Source organism: Pseudomonas sp. TH43 (assembly GCF_016650635.1).
Lineage (GTDB): Bacteria > Pseudomonadota > Gammaproteobacteria > Pseudomonadales > Pseudomonadaceae > Aquipseudomonas.
The window spans coordinates 216760-240852 of sequence record NZ_JAEKFI010000003.1 but is presented as its reverse complement, the minus strand read 5'-3'; the positions used below and the strand labels follow the sequence as shown (position 1 = coordinate 240852).

Annotated in this window: 19 protein-coding genes; 10 read left to right on the top strand and 9 right to left on the bottom strand. The window is 59.6% G+C overall.

The genetic code is table 11. The features are described 5' to 3' along the window. The first annotated feature begins 19 nt into the window (after positions 1-19). Complete coding sequence (locus tag JFT81_RS10560; RefSeq protein WP_201227269.1) at positions 20-1429, top strand: PLP-dependent aminotransferase family protein; 1410 nt, start codon at positions 20-22, stop codon at positions 1427-1429. A gap of 123 nt (positions 1430-1552) precedes the next feature. Here JFT81_RS10560 and JFT81_RS10555 read toward each other — a convergent pair whose 3' ends face one another. After that, on the bottom strand, positions 1553-2371 hold the full coding sequence (locus JFT81_RS10555) for a pyruvate, water dikinase regulatory protein (RefSeq protein ID WP_129391417.1): 819 nt from the start codon (positions 2369-2371) through the stop codon (positions 1553-1555). Between the two features lie 174 nt (positions 2372-2545). On the opposite strand from JFT81_RS10555, the gene ppsA reads away from it, so the two are divergent. The 8 genes from ppsA (at position 2546) to JFT81_RS10515 (ending at position 10793) form a co-directional block, all read left to right on the top strand. Next, positions 2546-4921, top strand: coding sequence for a phosphoenolpyruvate synthase (gene ppsA / locus JFT81_RS10550; RefSeq protein ID WP_201227268.1), 2376 nt, complete (start codon positions 2546-2548; stop codon positions 4919-4921). A gap of 187 nt (positions 4922-5108) precedes the next feature. Next, positions 5109-6098 (top strand): alpha/beta fold hydrolase, encoded by a 990-nt coding sequence (locus JFT81_RS10545; protein WP_201227267.1) that lies wholly within the window; start codon positions 5109-5111, stop codon positions 6096-6098. Positions 6099-6324: 226 nt separating this feature from the next. Further along, positions 6325-6816 carry a ribonuclease E activity regulator RraA gene (gene rraA / locus JFT81_RS10540; RefSeq protein WP_201227266.1) on the top strand — a complete coding sequence of 164 codons (492 nt, stop codon included), beginning with the start codon at positions 6325-6327 and terminating at the stop codon, positions 6814-6816. 22 nt (positions 6817-6838) lie between these two features. Continuing rightward, positions 6839-7834, top strand: a complete 996-nt coding sequence (locus JFT81_RS10535; protein WP_201227265.1) for a zinc transporter ZntB — start codon at positions 6839-6841, stop codon at positions 7832-7834. Positions 7835-7897: 63 nt separating this feature from the next. Beyond that, complete coding sequence (locus tag JFT81_RS10530) at positions 7898-8146, top strand: hypothetical protein (protein ID WP_008076827.1); 249 nt, start codon at positions 7898-7900, stop codon at positions 8144-8146. 2 nt (positions 8147-8148) lie between these two features. Beyond that, on the top strand, positions 8149-8973 hold the full coding sequence (locus JFT81_RS10525) for a mechanosensitive ion channel domain-containing protein (protein ID WP_007916401.1): 825 nt from the start codon (positions 8149-8151) through the stop codon (positions 8971-8973). Positions 8974-9063: 90 nt separating this feature from the next. After that, entirely contained in the window at positions 9064-9654 is a 591-nt protein-coding gene (sigX, locus tag JFT81_RS10520) for an RNA polymerase sigma factor SigX (protein WP_201149100.1), read from the top strand. A gap of 107 nt (positions 9655-9761) precedes the next feature. Next, positions 9762-10793 (top strand): OmpA family protein, encoded by a 1032-nt coding sequence (locus JFT81_RS10515; RefSeq protein WP_201227264.1) that lies wholly within the window; start codon positions 9762-9764, stop codon positions 10791-10793. A gap of 70 nt (positions 10794-10863) precedes the next feature. Here the strand turns inward: JFT81_RS10515 and cobA are convergent, their stop codons facing one another. The 8 genes from cobA to JFT81_RS10475 form a co-directional block, all read right to left on the bottom strand. Next, positions 10864-11622 carry a uroporphyrinogen-III C-methyltransferase gene (cobA, locus tag JFT81_RS10510; protein WP_201227263.1) on the bottom strand — a complete coding sequence of 253 codons (759 nt, stop codon included), beginning with the start codon at positions 11620-11622 and terminating at the stop codon, positions 10864-10866. A gap of 13 nt (positions 11623-11635) precedes the next feature. Then, positions 11636-14350, bottom strand: coding sequence for a nitrate reductase (locus tag JFT81_RS10505; RefSeq protein WP_201227262.1), 2715 nt, complete (start codon positions 14348-14350; stop codon positions 11636-11638). Next, positions 14350-14667 carry a nitrite reductase small subunit NirD gene (gene nirD, locus JFT81_RS10500; RefSeq protein WP_008076837.1) on the bottom strand — a complete coding sequence of 106 codons (318 nt, stop codon included), beginning with the start codon at positions 14665-14667 and terminating at the stop codon, positions 14350-14352. Before nirD ends, JFT81_RS10505 begins: the two co-directional genes overlap by 1 nt. Continuing rightward, positions 14664-17117, bottom strand: coding sequence for a nitrite reductase large subunit NirB (gene nirB / locus JFT81_RS10495; protein WP_201227261.1), 2454 nt, complete (start codon positions 17115-17117; stop codon positions 14664-14666). The genes nirD and nirB overlap by 4 nt, the downstream gene beginning before the upstream one ends. Before the next feature lie 423 nt (positions 17118-17540). Further along, positions 17541-19211 carry a bifunctional protein-serine/threonine kinase/phosphatase gene (locus tag JFT81_RS10490; RefSeq protein ID WP_201227260.1) on the bottom strand — a complete coding sequence of 557 codons (1671 nt, stop codon included), beginning with the start codon at positions 19209-19211 and terminating at the stop codon, positions 17541-17543. Positions 19212-19218: 7 nt separating this feature from the next. Then, the gene (locus JFT81_RS10485) at positions 19219-20430 is read right to left on the bottom strand and encodes a nitrate/nitrite transporter (RefSeq protein WP_201227259.1); all 1212 of its coding nucleotides are present in this window, start codon (positions 20428-20430) and stop codon (positions 19219-19221) included. A 432-nt stretch (positions 20431-20862) separates the two neighbouring features. Continuing rightward, positions 20863-21438: an ANTAR domain-containing protein gene (locus JFT81_RS10480; protein WP_201227258.1), complete on the bottom strand. Its 576-nt coding sequence runs from the start codon at positions 21436-21438 to the stop codon at positions 20863-20865. 15 nt (positions 21439-21453) lie between these two features. After that, on the bottom strand, positions 21454-22665 hold the full coding sequence (locus tag JFT81_RS10475; protein WP_201227257.1) for a CmpA/NrtA family ABC transporter substrate-binding protein: 1212 nt from the start codon (positions 22663-22665) through the stop codon (positions 21454-21456). A gap of 223 nt (positions 22666-22888) precedes the next feature. Between JFT81_RS10475 and JFT81_RS10470 the strand changes: the two genes are divergently transcribed. Then, on the top strand, positions 22889-23908 hold the full coding sequence (locus JFT81_RS10470) for a quinone-dependent dihydroorotate dehydrogenase (protein WP_201227256.1): 1020 nt from the start codon (positions 22889-22891) through the stop codon (positions 23906-23908). Positions 23909-24093 lie beyond the last annotated feature (185 nt).

The window sequence follows — 24093 nt, the reverse complement described above, 5'->3', positions numbered from 1 at the left end:
CACGCTATTCGGGGCGAGAATGACTGTCAAAGTAAGTATTGCCATGGTGTCAATCCTGCGTGAAGGACTCAGCGCGGGTGTTGGCGTGAAATACAAACGCCTCGCCGATGCCGTCGAGAAGGCCATCGCCGCCGGTGTCATCGAGGCCGGATGCAAGCTGCCGCCGCACCGGTTGTTGGCGGATAGCCTGGGCGTGACCATCGGCACCATCAGTCGTGCCTATGGCGAGTTGGAGCGTGTGGGGTTGGTCGTTGCGCGTGTAGGCGACGGCACTTATGTGCGTCAGCGCGGGATGGAACGACCGCAAGACAGCGGCTTTCGCAACGTCAGCGATGAGCCGCAGGCGAGCTTTGACATGAGCCGCAATCAGCCGATTCCGGGGCAGGAAACAGCGTTCATGAGTCAGAGCCTGCTAGCGCTGGCGCAGGATTCGCGCACCTTGCAAGAATTGACCGGGTACACCGCCGAGGCGGGGCTGGCCCGGCATCGGGCGGCGGGTGCGCAGTGGTTGCGTCATCAGCAGTTTGTGCCGAGCGCCGAGCAGGTGCTGTGCGTCAACGGCGGGCAGCATGGTCTGTTGTGCGCGTTGACGGGTTTGCTCAAAGCTGGCGATACCGTAGTCACCGAGCATTTGTCCTACCCCGGATTGATCGGCGTCGCACGCCAACTCGGGATAAAACTGATCGGTGCCGCCATGGATGACGAAGGGCTGTTGCCGTCAGCGTTGGACGACATTTGCCGCCAGCACCGGGTGTCGGCGCTGTATTGCACACCGACCATCCAGAATCCTACGGCTGCGGTGATGTCGATCCCGCGGCGTGAGGCGATTGCCGAGGTCTGTCGTCAGCACAATCTGCTGATCATCGAAGACGAAGCTCATGCGGTGCTGGACCGCCAGCGTCCATTACCGCTGAGTTATTTCGCGCCGCAGCGTTCGGTATTGATCGGCAGCCTGAGCAAGGCCGTTTCGGCGGGACTGCGCGTGGGTTACCTGCATGCGCCGCAAGCGCTGATCGGGCGCTTGAGTGCAGCGATTCGCGCAACGTGCTGGATGGCCAATCCATTGGCAATGGAAGTGGCCAGCCAGTGGATCGAAAACGGTATGGCCCAGCGTTTGCTGGACGAGCAGATCAGTGAGATAGGACGACGCAAGGCTCTGGTTTCGCCTGCTCTGGACGGTTTGAATTACAGGACTCACAGCCACAGTCCGCATTTCTGGGTGGAAGTGCCGGCGTTGTGGCGGGCGTCGCAGATCGCGGCGGAGTTGAAGGAAGATAATTATCTGGTGGCGACCGCTGAATCGTTTGCGGTGGGGCATGCGGTGGTGCCGCAGTTCATTCGGGTGAGTGTGTGTAATTCGGTCGGGGATGACGGCTTGTTGCTGGCGGGGTTTGAGGCTTTAAACCGCGCACTGACAGAGACCGTGTGATCGTTCATCGCGAGCAGGCTCACTCCTACAATGGATCTCTGTCGTACACGTGATCTGTGTCCACTGGAGATCAACTGTAGGAGTGAGCCTGCTCGCGATGGCGCCAGATCAGGCGCCACAAATCTATTTGAAACGCCGCTCCACACCTTTCTCGACCAGAATCTTCGCCGAAATCTCTTCCACAGAAAAATGCGTGGAGTTGATGTGCGGGATGTTCTCGCGGCGGAACAGGTTTTCCACCTCGCGCACTTCGAATTCGCACTGGGCATAGCTCGAATAACGGCTGTTGGGCTTGCGCTCGTTGCGGATTGCGGTGAGGCGGTCGGGGTCGATGGTCAGGCCGAACAGCTTGTGCTGATGCGCGCGCAGGGCGGCAGGCAGCGTCAGGCGCTCCATGTCGTCTTCGGTCAGCGGATAGTTGGCCGCGCGGATGCCGAATTGCATGGCCATGTACAGACACGTCGGCGTTTTGCCGCATCGCGACACGCCCACTAGTATCAGGTCGGCTTTGTCGTAATAGTGCGTACGCGCGCCGTCGTCGTTGTCGAGGGCGAAGTTCACCGCCTCGATGCGCTCCATGTAATTGGAGTTGTGCCCGATGGAGTGCGATTTGCCGACGGTGTAGGAAGAATGCTCGGTCAGTTCCTGCTCCAGCGGGGCGAGGAAGGTCGAGAAAATGTCGATCATGAAACCATTGGACGTCGCGAGAATCTCACGGATGTCCTGATTGACGATGGTGTCGAAGATGATCGGGCGAAAGCCGTCGGTTTCGGCGGCTTTGTTGATTTGTTGTACCATGGCCCGCGCTTTTTCCACGCTGTCGATGTACGGGCGCGTGAATTTGCTGAAGGTAATGTTTTCGAACTGCGCCAAGAGGCTTTGACCCAGGGTTTCGGCAGTGATGCCGGTGCCATCGGAGATAAAGAAAGCAGATCGTTTCATTTGCACCTTGGGCCTTAAGCTAGTCATCAATCTTGGATATGATAGGCGCGATTTGCCGGCCGCCATTGGCCCGCATTCTCACTTATTTTCCAGGTCCAGGCCATACAACCGGCCAACGCTCCCCCGAGCTGCCGGTTTCTGAGCTTTTCCAACACAGTTAGTGGAGAGATCACCTTGGTAGAGTACGTAGTTTCCCTCGATAAGCTCGGCAAACACGATGTTGAGCATGTGGGGGGCAAGAACGCATCCCTGGGCGAGATGATCAGCAACCTGGCAGGCGCCGGTGTGTCGGTCCCTGGCGGCTTTGCCACCACCGCGCAGGCCTATCGCGACTTCCTCGAACTGAGCGGCCTCAACGACCAGATCCACCAGGCCCTCGACGCACTCGACGTCGATGACGTCAACGCCCTGGCCAAGACCGGCGCGCAGATCCGTCAATGGATCATGGATGCCGAATTCCCTGAAAAACTCAATGCCGAAATTCGCACCGCGTTCGCCGCGCTGTCGGCCGGCAACCCTGATGTGGCTGTGGCCGTGCGTTCTTCCGCCACCGCCGAAGACTTGCCGGACGCCTCGTTCGCCGGTCAGCAGGAAACCTTCCTGAACATCCGTGGCGTGGAAAACGTTATCCGCGCCGCCAAAGAGGTGTTCGCCTCGCTGTTCAACGACCGTGCGATTTCCTACCGCGTGCACCAGGGCTTCGACCACAAACTGGTCGCCCTGTCGGCAGGCGTGCAGCGCATGGTGCGTTCGGAAACCGGCACCGCCGGCGTAATGTTCACCCTCGATACCGAATCCGGCTTCCGTGACGTGGTGTTCATCACCGGCGCCTACGGCCTGGGCGAAACCGTTGTTCAAGGCGCGGTCAACCCGGATGAGTTCTACGTACACAAGGGCACGCTGGAGGCCGGTCGCCCGGCGATCCTTCGTCGCAACCTCGGCAGCAAAGCCATCAAGATGATCTACGGCGACGAAGCCAAGGCCGGTCGTTCGGTCAAGACTGTCGATGTCGACAAGGCTGAGCGTGCGCGTTTCTGCCTGAGCGACGCTGAAGTCAGCGAGTTGGCCAAGCAAGCGATGATCATCGAGAAGCACTACGGCTGCCCGATGGACATCGAGTGGGCCAAGGACGGTGACGACGGCAAGCTGTACATCGTGCAGGCCCGTCCGGAAACGGTGAAAAGCCGCACCCAGGCCAACGTCATGGAACGTTACCTGTTGAAAGAAACCGGCACCGTGCTGGTTGAAGGTCGCGCGATTGGCCAACGCATCGGCGCCGGCAAGGTTCGCATCATCAAAGATGTCTCCGAGATGGACAAAGTCCAGCCGGGCGACGTGTTGGTGTCCGACATGACCGACCCGGATTGGGAACCGGTGATGAAACGCGCCAGCGCCATCGTCACCAACCGTGGCGGGCGTACCTGCCACGCGGCGATCATCGCTCGTGAGCTGGGCATCCCTGCAGTCGTCGGTTGCGGCAACGCCACCCAGTTGCTGAAGGATGGCCAAGGCGTGACCGTTTCGTGCGCCGAAGGCGACACCGGTTACATCTTCGAAGGCGAGCTGGGCTTCGATATCAAAAAGAACTCCGTCGATGCCATGCCGGAATTGCCGTTCAAGATCATGATGAACGTCGGCAACCCGGACCGCGCTTTCGACTTCGCCCAGTTGCCGAACGCCGGTGTGGGCCTGGCCCGTCTGGAATTCATCATCAACCGCATGATCGGCGTTCACCCGAAAGCGCTGTTGAACTACGACGGTCTGCCGCAGGAAATCAAGGACAGCGTCGACAAGCGCATCGCCGGTTACGATGATCCGGTCGGTTTCTACGTCGAGAAACTGGTTGAAGGCATCAGCACCCTCGCCGCAGCCTTCGCACCGAAGAAGGTCATCGTGCGTCTGTCGGACTTCAAGTCCAACGAATACGCCAACCTGATCGGCGGCAAGCTCTACGAGCCGGAAGAAGAAAACCCGATGTTGGGCTTCCGTGGCGCTTCGCGTTACATCAGCGAATCGTTCCGCGACTGCTTCGAACTCGAATGCCGTGCGCTGAAGCGTGTGCGCAACGAGATGGGCCTGACCAACGTCGAAATCATGGTGCCGTTCGTGCGTACCCTGGGCGAAGCCAGCCAAGTGGTCGATCTGCTCGCCGAAAACGGCTTGAAGCGCGGCGACAACGGTCTGCGAGTGATCATGATGTGCGAACTGCCATCCAATGCGATCCTCGCTGAAGAGTTCCTCGAATTCTTCGACGGTTTCTCGATCGGCTCCAACGACCTGACTCAATTGACCCTGGGCCTGGATCGCGACTCCGGTATCATCGCGCACCTGTTCGACGAGCGTAATCCGGCGGTCAAAAAGCTGTTGGCCAACGCGATTGCCGCGTGCAACAAGGCTGGCAAGTACATCGGTATCTGCGGTCAGGGCCCTTCGGATCATCCGGATCTGGCCAAATGGCTGATGGAGCAGGGCATCGAAAGCGTGTCGCTGAACCCGGACTCCGTGCTGGAAACCTGGTTTTTCCTCGCCGAAGGCCAGGCACCGGCCTGACAAGTATGTGAACGCCCCACGCCCCCTGTAGGAGCTGAGCTTGCTCGCGAAGACGGACTGACATGCAACAACGATGTCGACGGATACACCGCTTTCGCGAGCAGGCTCACTCCTGCAAAGGGCCGGGGTTTGAGATTGAAGTAGGGCGGGCTCCTGTGGATGCCGCCCTTTTTTGTGCAAGAGCATTATGCAAAGCAGCAGCAACCTATTTCCTGTCGCCCTGATCAGCGCCGAGCGGCGCGGCGATCTGAGCGAAGATGTGTATCGATTGAAGCCCGGCAACAGCCCGGACTGGTCCGTGGAAATCGCCGTCACCCGTCTGGGCATGGCCGATGAACCGGCCGTACGCGGTGTGCCGGTGATTTTGTTGCACGGCAGTTTTTCCAACCGGCGCTTCTGGTTTTCTCCAAAAGGGTTGGGGCTCGGCGCGTACCTGACGCGGCTGGGCTTCGACGTGTGGATACCGGAGATGCGTGGCCATGGCTTGTCGCAGCGCAACGAGGAATACCGGCGCAACCGCGTTGCCGACTATGCCCGTTATGATTTGCCGGCAATTGCTGCATTCGTGCGTGAGCAGAGCGGGCAGGTGCCGCACTGGATTGGTCATTCGCTGGGCGGCATTACCTTGGCCGCAGCCTTGGGTGGCGAATACCTGGGTGAGCCTGCGGTAGCTTCGGCAGCGTTTTTCGGCACACAAGTCAGCCGCACCTATTGGCCGTTGAAAATCCCCCCGGTGGAGTGGAGCGGGCGCTTCATTCTCAAACGTTTCGCGCAATTGTCTGGCTCACGCCTCAAGCGCGGCCCGGAAGATGAGCCGATCGGTCTGGCCATCGAAAGCATGCGCTGGTACGGCTTGTTCGGTCGTTTTGGCGACAAGGACAAGGATTGGTGGGCAGGGCTGGCCGATGTTCAGGTGCCGGTGCTGGCTGTCAGCGCAGCGGGAGATCATCAGGATCCGGCCTGGGCCTGTCGCAAACTCTTCGAGCAAATCGGCTCCGAGCACAAGCAGTTCGTCAATCTGGGGCGCGAACACGGTTTCAACGACAATTTCGGTCATGTCGAAATGTTGGTGAGCAAAGCGGCGCAGACTGAAGTGTGGCCGCTGGTGGCGCGTTGGTTGAATGATCAGCAGACGCCGTTATTGGGCGAGAAGGCGGATCTGGCAGCGGCCGTTTGAGCCGCAGGCGCTGACGAGGGCATTTCGTTCGGAACGGCTTGCGGCTAAGATATGACGCATTGTGCGGTTCTGGTCATATTTAGTGGCTGTTTAGCTATTACGTTTCAGGGTTTGTTCAGGTTCGTTCAGCGACCATGGGATGGACTAAGGTAAACAGCGACCGCCGGATCTCGTCTCAAAAGAATGCGTCATCCTTGATCGTCTTCCTTGTTACAGGAGTTTTTCGATGAACCATTACCTTACACCTGACCTGTGCGACGCCTACCCGGAGCTGGTGCAGGTGCTGGAACCGATGTTCAGCAATTTCGGCGGCCGTGATTCTTTCGGCGGCGAAATCGTGACCATCAAATGCTTCGAAGATAACTCGCTGGTCAAGGAACAGGCCGAACTCAAGGGCTACGGCAAGGTCCTGGTCGTCGATGGCGGCGGTTCCCTGCGCCGGGCCCTGTTGGGCGACATGATCGCCGAGAAGGCCGCCAAAAACGGTTGGGAAGGGCTGGTGATTTACGGCTGCATCCGTGACGTCGACGTCATTGCTCAAACCGATCTGGGGGTGCAAGCGCTGGCCAGTCATCCGATGAAGACTGAAAAACGTGGCCTCGGCGATCTTAACGTCGCGGTGACATTCGCCGGTGTGACATTCCACCCGGGCCATTACATTTATGCGGACAACAACGGCGTGATCATCTCGCCGAGCCCGCTGAAGATGCCTGAATAAGAATTTCGACAAAGGGATGCGGATGTTCGAGGAAGAAAACGCGCAATGGGGGCTGGTGCATGCCCTGGTGCTGGACGGTAGAGGCGGTGCGCGTTCGATAGCCCGGACTGAGCTCGACGATTTGCAACTGCAGGCGCATGAGAGTCTGTGGCTGCATTGGGATCGCAGCCATCCGCAGACCCAGACCTGGCTGCGCAAATCCAGCGGACTCAACGAATTCACCTGCGATCTGCTGCTGGAAGAGAACACTCGTCCGCGCCTGTTGCCGTTGCCGGATTGCGAGTTGCTGCTGTTTTTGCGCGGGGTCAACCTTAATCCAGGTGCCGAGCCGGAAGACATGGTCTCGGTACGGATTTTCGCCTCTGCCCAGCGCGTGATCTCTCTGCGTTTGCGCCCATTGCGTGCCACCGATGAATTGCTGGTGCAATTGGCGGACGGCAACGGCCCTAAAACGGCGTCCGAACTCATCCTTTATCTGGCGCAGTTCCTCACCAACAAGGTGCAGGATCTGGTCACTTGCCTCTCGGAAATCGCCGATGAGGAAGAAGAAAAGATGGATGCCGACGAACGGTATACCCCCGAGCATGGCGCCATTTTGCACATCCGGCGAAGGGCTGCCGGACTGAAACGTTTCCTGGCTCCGCAACGGGATATTTTCGGACAACTGACAAGGATAAAACTGCCGTGGTTTGTCGACGATGACGCCGACTACTGGAACGAATTGAATAACAGCCTGACCCGTTACCTCGAAGAGCTCGAATTGACCCGAGAGCGCGTGGGGCTTGTGCTGGAGGCTGAAGACCGGCGTTTGAGCGAGCGCATGAATCGCACGATGTATCGCTTCGGGATCATCACCTGCATCTTTTTACCGATGAGTTTTATCACCGGCCTGCTGGGCATCAACGTTGGCGGTATTCCCTTTTCCAGCAGCCCTTACGGTTTCCTGATCGCCTGCTTGACGGTGCTCGCTCTGGCCTTCGGTCAGTGGTGGTTATTCCGTCGTTTGCGCTGGGTGTGAACATGGCGCATGTGACCCGACCAAATTTGCCCGCGTCTTTCACTGACATCACGAGAGGTGCGTATGCACGATCCGTTTGAACAGTCTTTGCGCGACATGCTCAACGCTTCGCCGTCCAGCCGCGACGACGATGCGTGTTTGGGCCGCGTGCTCAAAACCGCCAACCGCCAGGTTGGCGCCGGCGATCTGTTCAGCCTGCTGGGCCGCTGGCTGCCCGCGCTGATGATCGCCCTGAATAACGGCTCGGCCCACGTCTCGCCGGTTTCCCGTCTTCGTAAACCTACTGCTCGCACTGCTGATAAGGCTGATTGAATATGGAACTTGATCTCTGGACTCAGAGCCTCGTCACTGCAATGACTGCGTTGTGGACCAAAGTCGCTAATTTCATTCCGAACCTGTTCGGCGCACTGGTGGTGCTGCTGTTGGGTTTTGTCGTGGCCAAGCTGCTCGATACCTTGCTGTCCAAATTGCTCGCCAAACTGGGCCTCGATCGCCTGATGGGCGGCACCGGGCTGACCAAGTTGATGTCGCGTGCAGGGCTGCAAGTGCCGATCTCGACCCTGATCGGCAAGATCGTCTACTGGTTCGTTCTTCTGATTTTTCTGGTTTCTGCAGCAGAATCCCTTGGCCTTGAGCGAGTTTCAGCTACGCTCGATATGTTGGCGCTCTATTTGCCGAAAGTATTCGGCGCCGCGCTGGTGTTGCTGGTAGGGGTTTTGCTCGCACAGCTGGCCAATGGGCTGGTGCGCGGGGCGGCAGAAGGTGTAGGCCTGGACTACGCTTCGGGACTTGGGCGGATTGCCCAGGGGCTGGTGATCATCATCAGCATCTCGGTTGCGATCAGTCAGCTTGAGGTCAAGACCGACCTGCTTAACCATGTGATCGTCATTGTTTTGATTACCGTTGGTCTGGCCGTTGCGCTGGCCATGGGTTTGGGAAGCCGGGAAATTGCCGGTCAGATTCTTGCGGGAATCTATGTGCGTGAGTTGTATCAGGTTGGGCAACAAGTGCGTGTTGGCGAGGTCGAAGGCCAGATCGAAGAGATCGGCACGGTTAAAACCACATTGCTGACCGATGAGGGTGAGCTAGTCTCACTCTCCAATCGGATCCTGCTGGAACAGCATGTGAGTAGCCGCTAATCCGGCAAACCCTGCTAATGTATGCCGCCGCAAAATGCCAGCTGATGCTGGTTGCGGCGGACATTGACCTGACTGTCGGCACGACTTGTTTTGAATAAAGCCCATACGCTATCCACGCGCTACGACCCCCGCGAGCTCTCTGATGAGGAGTTGGTCGCGCGCTCGCATACCGAGCTTTTTCACGTAACGCGCGCCTATGAAGAACTGATGCGGCGTTACCAGCGAACATTATTTAACGTTTGTGCGAGATATCTTGGGAACGATCGCGACGCAGACGATGTCTGTCAGGAAGTCATGTTGAAGGTGCTGTATGGCCTGAAGAACTTTGAGGGGAAATCGAAGTTCAAAACGTGGCTGTACAGCATCACGTACAACGAATGTATTACGCAGTATCGGAAGGAACGGCGAAAGCGTCGCTTGATGGACGCATTGAGTCTTGACCCTCTTGAGGAAGCGTCCGAAGAAAAGACGCCAAAACCCGAAGAGAAGGGCGGACTTGATCGCTGGCTGGTGTATGTGAACCCGATCGACCGCGAAATTCTGGTGCTACGATTTGTCGCAGAGCTGGAATTTCAAGAGATCGCAGACATCATGCACATGGGTTTGAGTGCGACAAAAATGCGTTACAAACGTGCTCTAGATAAATTGCGTGAGAAATTTGCAGGCATTGCTGAAACTTAGTTCAGCGCAAATATCTCTTACGTGTAGGCAAGTTCTGATAGACTTGCCGCCGAGTTGTCCCCCGGTTTGCGGGACTGCTTCACAATCACCAGATGGGGATTTAACGGATGAAACTGAAAAACACCTTGGGCTTGGCCATTGGTTCTCTGATTGCCGCCACTTCGTTCGGCGCTCTGGCACAAGGCCAAGGCGCAGTTGAAATCGAAGGCTTCGCAAAGAAAGAACAATTCGACAGCGCTCGTAACTTCAAGAACAACGGCAACCTGTTCGGCGGTTCGATCGGTTACTTCCTGACCGACGACGTTGAACTGCGTCTGGGCTACGACGAAGTGCACAACGTGCGTGCCGACAACGGCCGTAACATCAAGGGCGCCAACACCGCTCTGGACGCTCTGTACCACTTCAACAACCCGGGCGACATGCTGCGTCCATACGTGTCGGCTGGTTTCTCCGATCAAAGCATCGGTCAGAACGAGTCCGGTCGTAACCGCTCCACCTTCGCCAACGTTGGCGCTGGTGCCAAGCTGTACTTCACCGACAACTTCTACGCCCGTGCTGGCGTTGAAGCTCAGTACAACATCGACCAGGGCGACACCGAGTGGGCTCCTAGCGTTGGTATCGGTGTGAACTTCGGTGGCGGCTCCAAGCCTGCTGCTGCTCCAGTTCCAGCACCAGCTGAAGTCTGCTCCGACAGCGACAACGACGGCGTATGCGACAACGTTGACAAGTGCCCAGACACCCCAGCCAACGTAACTGTTGACGCTGACGGCTGCCCGGCAGTTGCTGAAGTTGTTCGTGTTGAGCTGGACGTTAAGTTCGACTTCGACAAGTCGGTTGTGAAGCCAAACAGCTACGGCGACATCAAAAACCTGGCTGACTTCATGAAGCAGTACCCATCCACCACCACTACTGTTGAAGGTCACACTGACTCCGTCGGTCCTGACGCTTACAACCAGAAACTGTCTGAGCGTCGTGCAAACGCCGTTAAACAAGTTCTGACCAACCAGTACGGTGTTGAATCGTCCCGCGTTCAGTCTGTTGGCTACGGCGAATCCCGCCCAGTTGCTGACAACAAAACTGAAGCTGGCCGTGCTGTTAACCGTCGCGTAGAAGCGCAGGTTGAAGCTCAAGCTAAGTAATTAGCTGCCGCTCCGAGAAAAGCCCGGCTTAGGCCGGGCTTTTCTTTGTCTGCGATTTGGCTTTCCAGGCCTAAGCAGTCCCTGTACGGGAGCTGCCGCAGGCTGCGATCCTTTGCTCTTCAACAACCGTTGCCACCGCACCGATCACCAGAATCGCCGGACTTTTCAATCCGAAAATCTGCGCGTCATCGCTCATGCCCATCAGATCGCTCCGGCATTCCCGCTGCTGCGGCAATGACGCATTTTCGATCATCGCCACCGGTGTATTCGCCGCCATCCCGCCCGCCAACAACTGATCGCGAATCTCGCCCAGCTTGGCCACGCCCATATAAATCACCAGCGTCGTGCCGCTTTGCGCCAGCGCCTGCCAGTTCAGTTGACTGTCGTCCTGCGTGTGCGCAGTCACCAGCGTCACCCCGCGAGCGACGCCGCGCAGCGTCAGCGGAATATCACACTGCGTCGCCCCGGCCAGCCCGGCGGTAATGCCATTGACCAACTCCACCTCAACGCCACGTTCACGCAACCACTGTGCCTCTTCACCGCCTCGGCCGAAAATGCACGGGTCACCTCCCTTGAGGCGCACTACGCACTTGCCTTGGCGGGCGTAACGCAGCATCAGCCGATGGATAAACGCCTGCGGTGTCGAACGGCAACCACCGCGTTTACCCACGGCAATGATTCGTGCGGCAGGGCAATGCTCCAGCACCGCGTCGTTGACCAGATCATCGATCAACACCACAGCCGCCTCGCGCAATGCGCGCAATGCTTTGAGGGTCAACAGCTCCGGGTCGCCGGGGCCTGCGCCCACCAGCCAGACTTTTGCATTCATGCAGTGTTCCTCATCAGATGACGGCGACCGGCTGCAGCTCGGCAGCCAGCAAGCGCTTTATTTCCGGGACGCACGAGCCGCATTGCGTGCCGCAGCCCAAATTGTTTTTCAACCCCTGCAAATCCAGCCCTTGGCGAATGCCGGCGCAGACCGCGTTGAGGCTGACGTTCTTGCAATTGCACAGGGTTTTGTCCGCAGCGACCTGCCCGCCGGTGCTGCCCGGTGGCGCACTCATTGGCGCCAGTAGCCAACGTCGCAATTGCTCGTCGGCTCGGCCTTCCAGCCACAGGCTTTGCAACCAATGCTGTGCGAGGGTTTCGCCGGCCAGTCGAATCGCAGTGATCCGGCCGTTTTCTATACGTACGCGTTTACCAATGGCCCGGCGCGGGTCGTCGTACGCCAAAACCGGACCATCGATCAACGACAGACATCGATCGATTTCACCCAATAACTGTGGATCCGGTGCCTCGGCGTTCGCTGCGCGTATCAGCAATGCCGATCGTTCACGTCCGATAAGGCTGAGACTTGCGTAGGAAAATGCCTCGCAGAGTAGTCGTAACGTCTCGAAATGCCGTTGAACATCACCCTCGATCAGTGCGAACAATTGCCATGGCAAATTCACCGGTTCCAGACGCACGCCGCTGTGCTTGAGCTCTGGCTGTTTCGACAGCGGATCGAAGGCCGGTAGGGTCAGGCTGTTGACGCCACCCTTGAGGAAGCGATCGCCCCAGTGCATCGGCAAAAAAGCCTGACCCGGCCGCACGCCGTCATCGCTACCCACGGCGACGATCACCGCGCCACGACGACTTTTCAGATTGACCAGATCACCTGGCTGCAAGCGCTGCCGGCGCAACTCGTCCGGGTGCAGGCTCAACACCGCTTCACTGACATGACCGAACAACTGCGCAGCGGTGCCGGTGCGGCTCATACCGTGCCATTGGTCACGCAGGCGGCCGGTGATCAGCGTCAACGGGAAGCGTGCATCACGTTGTTCCTTGGCGGCGCGATACGGGTCGGCCACGAACTGCGCGCGACCGCTGGCCGTAGGAAAGATACCGTCCTCATACAGGCGTGCCGTACCTTGCCGGGCGCCGACAGGGAAGGGCCATTGCTGTGGGCCGATCTCGTCGATCAGGGCGTGACTGATCCCGGACAGATCCAGATCCCGTCCGCGCGTCAGCCCTTTGAATTCATCGAACAGCTGCGAAGGTTGATCGAACCTGAACAGGCTCGATTGGGTGGGGCGCAGACGTTTCTCCAGACGTTGTGCGAAATCCACCGTGATCGCCCAATCCGGCCGCGCTTCACCCGGTGGGAGAATGGCTTTGCGTACGTGGGAAATGCGCCGCTCGGAATTGGTGACAGAACCTTCCTTTTCGCCCCAACTGGCGGCGGGCAGTAGCAGATCGGCGAACGCAGCGGTTTCGGTCGTGCGAAAGGCTTCTTGCAGAACCACGAACGGGCAAGCCTGCAGCGCTGCTCGCACCGAGTGTTGATCCGGCATCGATTGCGCAGGGTTGGTGCAGGCAATCCACAACGCCTTGATTCTGCCGCTGCGCAGTTGCTCAAACAATTCGATGGCACTGAGCCCGGTATTTTCCGGCAACTGATCAACACCCCAATAAGCCGCCACTTGTGCGCGGTGCTCCGGGTTGGCCGCATCGCGATGGCCGGGCAGCAGATTCGACAAGCTGCCGGTTTCCCGCCCACCCATGGCATTTGGCTGACCGGTGAGGGAGAAAGGTCCTGCGCCCGGACGGCCGATTTGCCCAGTGGCCAGGTGAAGATTGATCAACGCACTGTTCTTCGCGCTGCCGGCGGTGGATTGGTTCAAACCCATGCACCACAGCGACAGGAAACTCGCCGAGGTGCCGACCCATTCGGCGCACTGTTGCAGTTGCTCGAGGCTGATCCCGCACAGTTGCGACACCATTTGCGGAGTGTAATCGCGCACCAGGTTCTTCAGTTCGGCGAGGCCTTCGGTGTGCGCCTTGATAAAGTCGCGGTCGATCCAGTCTTCCCACAACAGCAGATGCAAAATCCCATGGAACAAGGCGACATCGGTACCGGGCAAAATCGCCAGATGTAGATCGGCGAGGTCGCAGGTGTCGGTGCGCCGTGGATCAATGACGATGACTTTCATCTTTGGGCGGCGGGCCTTTGCCTCTTCCAGTCGACGGAAAAGTACCGGGTGGGCGTAGGCCATGTTGCTGCCGACGATCATCACGCAATCACTGAGCTCCAGATCTTCATAGCTGCACGGCGGCGCATCGGCGCCGAGGCTGCGTTTGTAGCCGACTACCGCCGAGGACATGCACAGCCGTGAGTTGCTGTCGATGTTGTTGGTGCCAACCAGCGCCCGCGCCAGTTTGTTGAAAGCGTAGTAATCCTCGGTCAACAGTTGCCCGGAAATGTAGAACGCCACGCTGTCCGGGCCGTGTTCAGCGATGGTCTCGGCGAACACGTTAGCGGCGTGCTCCAGCGCGGTGTCCCAATCGGTGCGACTGCGGGCCAGTCCTTTGCCCAGACGCAGCTCCGGGTAAAGTGCGCGGGCCGCGAGGTCGCCGGTCAGGTGCAGCGTCGAGCCTTTGCTGCACAGTTTGCCGAAGTTGGCCGGATGCGCGGGGTCGCCGCTGACACCGAGGATGCGCTCGCCGTCATGCTCGATCAGCACGCCGCAGCCAACCCCGCAATAACAGCAGGTCGAGGCGGTCGTCTGGCGGCTCATCAGATGGCGTCCCGCAGAGCCAGCTGCACGCGCCCGTTCTCGACCCGTGCCGGGTGATGGTGCGCGCAGCCGATGTCCGGCGCCTGCGCTTCGCCCGATTGCAGGTCGATCTGCCAATTGTGCAACGGACAGGCGACGCGTTTGCCATAGATCAAACCTTGTGACAACGGCCCGCCCTTGTGTGGGCAGCGGTCGTCGAGGGCGAAAACTTCGTCGTCGCTTGTACGAAAAATCGCGATGTCACCTTTCGGCCCGGCAATGATCCGCGAACCGAGGGCGTTGATTTCTTCAAGGGCACAGATATCGAGCCAGTTCATGCCGGCACCTCCAGATTCTTCACTGGGATCACGTCGAATTCTTTCTTCAGTTGTGGCTGAGCCAGACGTTCTTTCCACGGATCCTGCTCGAACGACAGGGAGAACTGCAGACGCTCATTCAGCGCTTTACGACGCTCGGGATCTTCCAGCACGGCCTTCTTGATGTGCTCCATGCCGACCCGTTGCAGGTAGTGCACGGTGCGCTCGAGGTAGAAGGCTTCTTCGCGATACAGCTGCAGGAAGGCACCGTTGTATTCGCGAACCTCCTCAGCGGTTTTCAGCTTGACGAAGAATTCGGCGACTTCGGTTTTGATCCCGCCATTGCCGCCGATGTACATCTCCCAACCGGAGTCGACGCCGATGATTCCTACGTCTTTTATCCCCGCTTCCGAGCAGTTGCGTGGGCATCCGGAGACAGCCAGTTTCACTTTGTGCGGCGACCACATGTTGAAAAGATCGTGCTCAAGCTCGATGCCCAGTTGCGTCGAGTTCTGCGTACCGAAGCGGCAGAACTCGCTGCCGACGCAGGTTTTTACCGTGCGAATGGATTTGCCGTAAGCGTGGCCGGACGGCATGTCGAGATCCTTCCATACGCCGGGCAAGTCCTGCTTCTTGATGCCGAGTAAATCGATGCGCTGCCCGCCGGTGACCTTGACCATCGGCACGTTGTATTTGTCGGCGACGTCGGCAATCCGCCGTAATTCCGAAGGATTGGTCACGCCGCCCCACATCCGTGGCACCACCGAGTACGTGCCGTCCTTCTGAATGTTGGCGTGGGCGCGTTCGTTGATCAGGCGCGATTGCGGATCGTCCTTGGCTTCGCCGGGCCAGGTGGAAATCAGGTAATAGTTGAGGGCCGGGCGGCAGGTCGCGCAGCCGTTCGGGGTGCGCCAGTTGAGGTAACTCATGGTGCCGGCGATGGTCAGCAGATGCTCCTCGCGAATGGCCTGGCGAATCTGCCCGTGGTTGAGGTCACTGCAACCGCAGATGGCTTTTTCGCTTTTCGGTTTGACGTCCGCCGCGCCGCCAACGGTGTTGATCAGGATCTGCTCGACCAGTCCGGCGCAGGAGCCACAGGAGCTGGCAGCCTTGGTGTGTTTCTTCACCTCATCGACGCTGAACAAGCCGTGTTCCTGAATGGCTTTGACGATGGTGCCTTTGCACACACCGTTGCAGCCGCAGACTTCCGCCGTGTCAGCCATGACCATGGCTTTGTCCTGGCCCTGATGTCCTACGTCGCCCAAAGCATTTTCGCCAAACATAAGGTGATCGCGGATCTCGCCGATGGCGTGATTCTCACGAATCTGTCGGAAATACCAACCGCCGTCTGCCGTATCGCCGTACAGACAGGCGCCGACCAGTACGTCATCCTTGATCACCAGTTTTTTGTACACGCCGCCGATCGGGTCGGAAAGGGTGATGGTCTCGGTGCCTTCGCCGCCCATGAAGTCGCCGGCGGAAAACAGGTCGATGCCGGTGACTTTCAATTTGGTCGAGGTCACCGAGCCCTGGTAACGGGCGAAACCCAATTGGGCGAGGTGGTTGGCGCAAACCTTGGCCTGTTCGAACAGTGGCGCGACCAGCCCGTAAGCGATGCCGCGATGACTGGCGCACTCGCCGATGGCATAAATGCGCGGATCGTAGGTTTGCAGCGTGTCGTTGACCAGGATCCCGCGATTGCATGGGATGCCGGCCTTTTCTGCCAGTTCGGTATTGGGACGAATGCCAGCAGCCATTACCACCAGATCGGCGGGGATGATGTCGCCGTTCTTGAATTGCACCGAGCCGACCCGGCCATTACCCGCGTCGTGCAGCGCTTGAGTCTGTTCGCACAGGCGAAAATGCAGGCCCCGGGATTCAAGGGCGGTTTGCAGCAATTGGCCGCTGGTTTTGTCCAGTTGCCGCTCCAGCAGCCATTCGCCGATGTGCACCACGGTGACGTGCATGCCGCGCAGCATCAGGCCGTTGGCAGCTTCGAGGCCGAGCAAACCGCCGCCGATCACTACGGCGTGCTTGTGGGTTTTCGCGGTGTCGATCATCGCCTGGGTGTCGGCGATGTCGCGGTAGCCGATCACGCCGTGCAGGGTGTTGCCGGGGATTGGCAGGATGAACGGCGTCGAACCGGTGGCGATCAGCAGGCGGTCGTATTCGGCTTCGGTGCCGTCTTCGGCGATCACCCGGCGTTTGACCCGGTCGATCTCCACCACTTTGCGATTGAGCAGCAACTTGATGTTGTTTTCCAGGTACCAGTCGAGGTCGTTGAGCACGATCTCTGCGAATGTCTGCTCGCCAGCCAGCACCGGCGAGAGCAGGATGCGGTTGTAGTTGGTGTGCGGTTCGGCGCCGAAGACGGTGATGTCGTACAGCTCGTTGCTCAGTTTGAGCAGTTCTTCGAGGGTACGGACCCCGGCCATGCCATTGCCGATCATCACCAGTTTGAGTTTTTTCATCAGGTTCTCCGGGGAGCTGCGGCTGGCCTCTTGTGGGCAGTCAGGCCTTGCTCGAGAAATTTCGCGCAAACAAAAAAAGGCGTCCCGCTAGTTGCCTAGCGAGGACGCCTTTGTCCTGGTCCCGTTCTCTCGGGAAGCGCAGCCTTCGTCGTTGAAGGCTGGGCTTTATGTGTGTGTTGATTGGGGTAATGCAGCGGTTGTGCCAAGTGGGGGCGGTGGCGGGTTTATTGGGGTGGGGCGGTTATTGAGGGTGGTTTTTTGCACTGTATCGAAGCGGGTTGCTCGTTCGTGGGGCGTTCAGGCAGGTGGATGTGTGGTGATTGGGGGGGCGCCTTCGCGAGCAGGCTCGCTCCCCCAGTGGATGGGTGCACGACACCGATCCCCTGTTAGAGCGAACCTGCTCGCGACTGGCGCGATGCGGTCTCAGCCGTGAAACAACAAAACCAGCAGCACCAGATTCCCGAGCAAGGCCACCAACGCCATCGTCCGCCAGACCTTCAGCGGCTCCCGTTCCAATAACGGTCGAGGACGCACGCTCAAACTGCGCCGCTCCCCCTGTTCCAACACCAGCAGCCATTCTTCAGCGGTCTCAAACCGTTGCCGTGGATCGGCGGTAACCCCGCGCTCCAGACTCTGCGCCAGCCATTCCGGCAAATCCGGGCGATAACGACCGGCACTCACCGCCAGCCCGAAGCGCGGACGCTGAAACGCTTCGATCTCGCCATAGGGAAAATGCCCTGTAAGCAGGAAATACAAGGTCACGCCCACCGCGTACAGATCTTGCTGCGCACTCGGCGGATCACCGCGAAAGCCTTCCGGCGCGATATAACTCGGCGTCCCCGGCAACGTCGACGGCGCGTCTTCGGACAGCCCGGGACAATACGCCAGGCCAAAATCCAGCAGCCGCAGTTCACCGTCATCACCCCAATGCAGGTTTTCCGGTTTGATGTCGCGATGCAGAATCTGCCGCCGATGCAGAAGCCCGACCGCGCGTAACAGACGCTCGGCGATGTCCTGCCACTGCGCCAGCGGTAACGGGCCGGACTGCTGAAACAGCTGCGCCAGCGTGATGCCGGAATATTCCCGCATCACGTAGTACAAATGCTGACGCTGCGGGCAAGCATGGACTGGCGGGAAATGCCGTCCGGCTACGCGCTTGAGAAACCATTCCTCGGACAACAGCGCTTGCCCGGCGTAGGAATCATCAGCGGAACGCGTGGGCAGGGTTTTCAGAAGCCACGTCTGACCTTGGCCATCCAGCACCCGATAGAGCAGCGATTGCTGGCTCTGAGCGACAATCCCTTGAACCTGCCAGCTTTCAAACGACTGGCCAGGTTTCAGCGGCGGCGGCAGTGGCCATTGCTGCAAATGCATCAGCGCATCGCCGATGTTCGCCTCACCCAGCGCATCGACGCGCACCAGCAAAACACTGGCGTTGTCCTGGCTACCGGCCAAATGTGCGGCGTTCACCAACGTTTGCGCGGCGCTGTGCAGGTCGGGTTGATCGCGCAGAATCGCCGCAATCGCGGTATCGCCCAACGTTGACCAGACGCCGTCGCTGAGCAGCACAAAGCTTTCGCCGTCACGCAATTCACCGTCGAGAAAATCCAGCACCAGATGCTGATCCAGTCCCAGCGCACGCTTGAGTACATGCTGCATGCCCGGTTGATCCCAGACGTGGTCTTCACTGATTCGCTGTAAACGGTCGGCGTGCCAGCGATAAACCCGGCAATCGCCAACGTGGGCGAGGGTGAAACGCCGGCCACGCATGACCACAGCGCTGACCGTGGTGAGCAACGGTTGCCCACCGCCATTGGCCTGCAACCAGCGATTTTGCCCGAGCAGCAGGCGATCCAGCGCTTGGGCCACGCTCCAGGTTTCCGGCGTGGCGTAGTAATCCAGCGCCAGGGCCTGCAACGTCGAGCGCGCGGCGAGCCCGCCATCAGCGCACTGGCTGACACCGTCGGCGATGGCGAACAGAAAGCCCTTGCTCGCCGCCAGTGCCGGCGCTGGGGTGACCGCGCGCAGGGCGTCCTGATTCTCCGCGCGCGGGCCGGTGGCACTGGCTTCGGCGAAACTCAGTTGCAGGGCCATCGACGTCTCAGACTCGCGCCGCCGTCACCGCCGCCGAGCCCCAAGTGGTTCTCCAGCGACGCTTGACACCGTGCAGGCCAAACCACGCCAGCACGCCAAGGCTGGCGAACAACCACAGGGCCAGTTGATAGCTGCCGGTGCTCTGTTTGATCGCGCCCATGCCGGCCGCCAAGGCGAAACCACCGATGCCGCCTGCCATGCCGATCAATCCGGTCATCACGCCTATTTCAAGGCGAAAACGCTGCGGTACCAGTTGGAAAACCGCGCCGTTGCCTGCCCCTAAACCGAGCATGGTGCAGACGAAAAGGGCGAGCGCCGCGTAGGAACTTGGCAGGTTGAAACCGACAGCGGCGATGCAGATGGCGGCGACGGTGTACATCGCCAGCAACGTGCGGATGCCGCCAAAGCGATCCGCCAGCGCGCCGCCCAACGGCCGCATCAAACTGCCGCCGAATACGCAGGCCGCGGTGTAGTAACCGGCGGTGACCGGGCTCAAGCCGTACTGGTCGTTGAAGTAGCCGGGCAGGGCGCTGGCCAGGCCAATGAAGCCGCCGAAGGTCACACTGTAGAAAAACATGAACCACCAACTGTCACGATCACCCAAGGCTTTGAAGTAATCGGCCATGGCTTTGGCTTTTGGTCGCTGCGGAGCGTTTTTCGCCAGCCAGGCAAACAGCACCAGCGTCAGGATCAATGGAATCAGCGCGAAACCGAAGACGTTGCTCCAGCCGAACGAAGCCGCGAGCACCGGAGCAATCAGCGCGGCCAATACCGTGCCGGAGTTGCCCGCGCCAGCAATGCCCATGGCTTTGCCCTGATGCTGCGGCGGATACCATTGCGACGCCAACGGAAGGGCTACCGCGAATGAGGCGCCGGCCATACCGAGGAACAGACCGAGTATCAGCGCTTGTTCATAACTGTGGATACCGAGTTTCCAGGCGCCAAACAGTGCGCAAATGACAATGACCTGACCGATCAGCCCTGCGGTTTTCGGCGACAGTCGATCGGCAAGCATGCCCATGATGAAGCGCAGTACGGCGCCGGCGAGGATCGGCGTGGCGACGACGAGGCCGCGTTGTTGGGTGGTCAGGTGCAGGTCGGCGGCGATCTGCACCGCGAGCGGGCCGAGCAGGTACCAGACCATGAAGCTCAGGTCGAAATACAGGAAGGCTGCGAACAGGGTCGGGGTGTGGCCGGATTTCCAGAAGCTTGAATTCATCGCGCACCTCAGCTGAAAAGAGTCTCGAAAGGAGTCATGCAACAGCAAGTGGGGCGCCGCCACGGCCGCACCACCGGCCCCGGGCTGTGGGGCCAAAACGCAAAAACGCCGCTACCTGAATCGCCGGAGAGGGCGACCGGGTGAGCGACGTCTTTGTCGTGGGTGGGGCAACCGCCGTTGGTTACCTGTGCGTTTATATAGCGAGATTTGTGCCAACAGCCGGAAAATCAAAAGCCCCTCACCCTGGCCCTCTCCCGGAGGGAGAGGGGACTGATTGGGGGATACTCGCGAAGTACGCCGACCTGTGATTTCTGCTGTGAATCCATAATCGACTCGGTCTTTCAGGTCGATGTTTGACGTCAGACACCTCACCCTAGCCCTCTCCCTCGGGGAGAAGGCTAGGGTGAGGGGCTCCTCAGCGGTGAGAACGCCTCAGCCCAGCAATTCGCTCATTGCAATAATCTGCTCCGCCACCTGAATCAGCTTCTGCTGCCGGCTCATCGCCTGGCGGCGCATCAGCGTGTAGGCCTCTTCCTCATTGCAGTCCTTCATTTTCATCAGCAATCCCTTGGCCAGCTCGATGCGCTTGCGCTCGGCCAGTTGCTGGTCACGGGCCTGAAGCTGCGCGCGCAAGGCCTGATCGCTCTCGAAGCGCGCCATCGCCACATCCAGAATCGGCTGCAAACGCTGTGCGTGAATTCCCTCGACGATGTAGGCACTGACCCCGGACTTGATCGCCTGGCGCATCACCCCCGGATCATGTTCATCGGTAAACATCACGATCGGCCGTGGCTGGTCGCGGCTGACCAGCACCACTTGTTCCATGACATCGCGGCTCGGTGACTCGGTATCGATCAGGATCACGTCAGGGCGCACCGTTTCGACGCGTGCGGGCAGGTCGATGGTCAGGCCGGACTCGTCGATGACCTCAAAACCGGCTTCGGTTAACGCGGCTTGCAGGCGACCGACTTTTTTCGCCGTGTCGTTGATCAGCAGAATGCGCAACATGTTCGCGGTCTCCTGTCAGCGGTGGGCGAGAAGGGCGACGTCGTCGCTCATCGCGTGCAGCTTGAAACTGCGCGCATAACCGGCGGGATCGCTGCCGTCCCAGACTTTGCCGTCGAGCAACTGGCTGCTGCGCATGTCCGTGGCCCAAGCCGCTACGCCGACTGCGGTGGCCGCTTGGCGATAGAGGTCGAGCTGCTGAACCTGACGGGCCACGGCGAGGTAGTCGGGGTCTTCGCGCAGCAAACCCCAGCGGCGGAATTGGGTCATGAACCACATGCCGTCGGAGAGATACGGCAAATTGACTTCGCCTTTGCCATGAAACCCCAGGGCGTGCGGGTCTTGCCAGCGATGGCCCAGACCATCGGCATAGTCGCCGAGAAAACGCGGCTCGATGCAGGCCACCGGCGCGTCCAGATACTCCGGCGCGCTGAGCAGCTGCGCGGTGCTGCGGCGATTTTCCGGGCTCTCTTCAATAAAACGACTGGCTTCAAGGATGGCCATCACCAGTGCCCGTGCGGTGTTGGGGTATTGCTCGACAAACTCGCGGGTGCAGCCGAGAACTTTCTCCGGGTGGTCAGGCCAGATGGTCTGGCTCGTGGCGAGGGTACAACCGAGACCCTGATGTACCGCGCTGGCTGCCCACGGTTCGCCGACACAAAAGCCGTCGATGCGCCCGGCTTGCAGGTGGGCGACCATTTGCGGCGGTGGCACGACCACGCTGTTGACATCCCGCAACGGATGAATGCCCTGACTCGCCAGCCAGTAATACAGCCACATCGCGTGGGTGCCTGTGGGAAACGTCTGGGCGAAGGTGAGTTTTGCGCGGCTTTGGTGCACGTGGCGATCCAGCGCTTCAGGACTGGTCACGCCGAGACTTTGCAGGCCTTGGGACAGGTTGAGGCTTTGGCCGTTCTGGTTCAGGCCCATCAGCACCGCCATATCTGTCGGGGCGACGCCGCCGATGCCCAGATGCACGGCGTAGATCAGGCCGTAAAGGCTGTGGGCGGCATCGAGTTCGCCACTGACCAGTTTGTCGCGCAATCCTGCCCAAGAGGTCTGGCGCTTGAGGTTAAGCGTCAATCCGTAAGGTTGGGCGAAGCCTTGCGTGGCAGCCACCACCACCGAGGCGCAATCGCTCAGGGCCATGAAACCGAGGTTGATTGCACTCTTTTCCGGAGCATCGCTGCCATTGACCCAGGCCAGTGGCCCGACGGACGGTTCGTTCATATGAAGCCACCTCAAAAAAAAACGCCGTCCCGGCCTTCGCAAAGGCAAAAACCGGGGACGACGCCATTGTCCTTGCCCACTTGCCGCCATTGGCCTGCGAGCTGATGGGAGGGAAAGTGCAAGGCATATGCCAGTCATGACGATTTGTGTGTGCGCCTCGCGCCGCAGGTCGATGCCCGGCTATAATCGCCGCCTCTTTTCGCCGCCCGAGTCATCGCCGCCCATGTACACCCTGGCCCGTCAGCTGTTGTTCAAACTCTCCCCGGAAACCTCCCACGATCTGTCGCTGGATCTGATCGGCGCGGGTGGGCGTTTGGGCCTCAACGGCTTGCTGTGCAAGAAACCGGCAAGTGTGCCGGTGACGGTCATGGGCCTGGAATTCCCTAACCCTGTGGGTCTGGCTGCGGGTCTGGACAAGAACGGCGCGGCCATCGACGGTTTCGCGCAACTGGGTTTCGGTTTTGTCGAAATCGGCACCGTGACCCCGCGTCCACAGCCGGGCAACCCGAAACCACGGATCTTCCGCTTGCCGGAAGCCGAGGCGATCATCAACCGCATGGGTTTCAACAACCTCGGTGTCGATAACCTGCTGGCGCGGGTCGCTGCGGCGAAATACCGAGGCGTGCTGGGTATCAATATCGGCAAGAACTTCGATACGCCGGTCGAGCGCGCCGTCGACGATTACCTGATCTGCCTGGACAAGGTCTACGCCCACGCCAGCTACATTACGGTCAACGTCAGCTCGCCGAACACCCCGGGCCTGCGCAGTTTGCAGTTCGGTGATTCGCTCAAGCAATTGCTGGCCGATCTGGCCACGCGCCGCGCTGAACTGGCCTTGCGTCATGGCAAACATGTGCCGCTGGCAATCAAGATTGCCCCGGACATGACCGACGAAGAAACCGCGCAAGTGGCTCAGGCGTTGATCGAAACGGGCATGGACGCGGTGATCGCGACCAATACCACCCTGAGCCGTGTCGGTGTTGAAGGCATGGAACATGGTGACGAGGCGGGCGGTCTGTCGGGCGCGCCTGTGCGTGAGAAGAGCACGAATACCGTGAAGGTGCTGGCGGGTGAACTGGCTGGTCGTCTGCCGATCATCGCGGCTGGCGGCATCACCGAAGGCAAACACGCCGCCGAGAATATCCTCGCCGGTGCCAGCCTGGTGCAGATTTACTCTGGTTTCATCTACAAAGGCCCGGCACTGATCCGCGAATCGGTAGACGCCATCGCCGCCCTGCGCTGAGGCTTGCCGAAGGCTTGTTGTGAGGGGCTTTGTGGAGAGGGGCTTTGTGGCGAGGGGATTTATCCCCGTTCGGCTGCGCAGCAGTCGTGAAGTCAGAATCCTCAATCTACCTGACACACTGAGGTGGAAGGTTTTGGGGCTGCTTCGCAGCCCAACGGGGATGAATCCCCTCGCCACAGGATCCA

Coding starts and splice junctions, on each gene's coding strand:
- JFT81_RS10560 (WP_201227269.1), top strand. CDS start 20: ATGACTGTCAAAGTAAGTATTGCCATGGTGTCAATCCTGCGTGAAGGA.
- JFT81_RS10555 (WP_129391417.1), bottom strand. CDS start 2,371: ATGAAACGATCTGCTTTCTTTATCTCCGATGGCACCGGCATCACTGCC.
- JFT81_RS10545 (WP_201227267.1), top strand. CDS start 5,109: ATGCAAAGCAGCAGCAACCTATTTCCTGTCGCCCTGATCAGCGCCGAG.
- rraA (WP_201227266.1), top strand. CDS start 6,325: ATGAACCATTACCTTACACCTGACCTGTGCGACGCCTACCCGGAGCTG.
- JFT81_RS10535 (WP_201227265.1), top strand. CDS start 6,839: ATGTTCGAGGAAGAAAACGCGCAATGGGGGCTGGTGCATGCCCTGGTG.
- JFT81_RS10530 (WP_008076827.1), top strand. CDS start 7,898: ATGCACGATCCGTTTGAACAGTCTTTGCGCGACATGCTCAACGCTTCG.
- JFT81_RS10525 (WP_007916401.1), top strand. CDS start 8,149: ATGGAACTTGATCTCTGGACTCAGAGCCTCGTCACTGCAATGACTGCG.
- JFT81_RS10515 (WP_201227264.1), top strand. CDS start 9,762: ATGAAACTGAAAAACACCTTGGGCTTGGCCATTGGTTCTCTGATTGCC.
- cobA (WP_201227263.1), bottom strand. CDS start 11,622: ATGAATGCAAAAGTCTGGCTGGTGGGCGCAGGCCCCGGCGACCCGGAG.
- JFT81_RS10505 (WP_201227262.1), bottom strand. CDS start 14,350: ATGAGCCGCCAGACGACCGCCTCGACCTGCTGTTATTGCGGGGTTGGC.
- nirD (WP_008076837.1), bottom strand. CDS start 14,667: ATGAACTGGCTCGATATCTGTGCCCTTGAAGAAATCAACGCCCTCGGT.
- nirB (WP_201227261.1), bottom strand. CDS start 17,117: ATGAAAAAACTCAAACTGGTGATGATCGGCAATGGCATGGCCGGGGTC.
- JFT81_RS10490 (WP_201227260.1), bottom strand. CDS start 19,211: ATGGCCCTGCAACTGAGTTTCGCCGAAGCCAGTGCCACCGGCCCGCGC.
- JFT81_RS10485 (WP_201227259.1), bottom strand. CDS start 20,430: ATGAATTCAAGCTTCTGGAAATCCGGCCACACCCCGACCCTGTTCGCA.
- JFT81_RS10480 (WP_201227258.1), bottom strand. CDS start 21,438: ATGTTGCGCATTCTGCTGATCAACGACACGGCGAAAAAAGTCGGTCGC.
- JFT81_RS10475 (WP_201227257.1), bottom strand. CDS start 22,665: ATGAACGAACCGTCCGTCGGGCCACTGGCCTGGGTCAATGGCAGCGAT.
- JFT81_RS10470 (WP_201227256.1), top strand. CDS start 22,889: ATGTACACCCTGGCCCGTCAGCTGTTGTTCAAACTCTCCCCGGAAACC.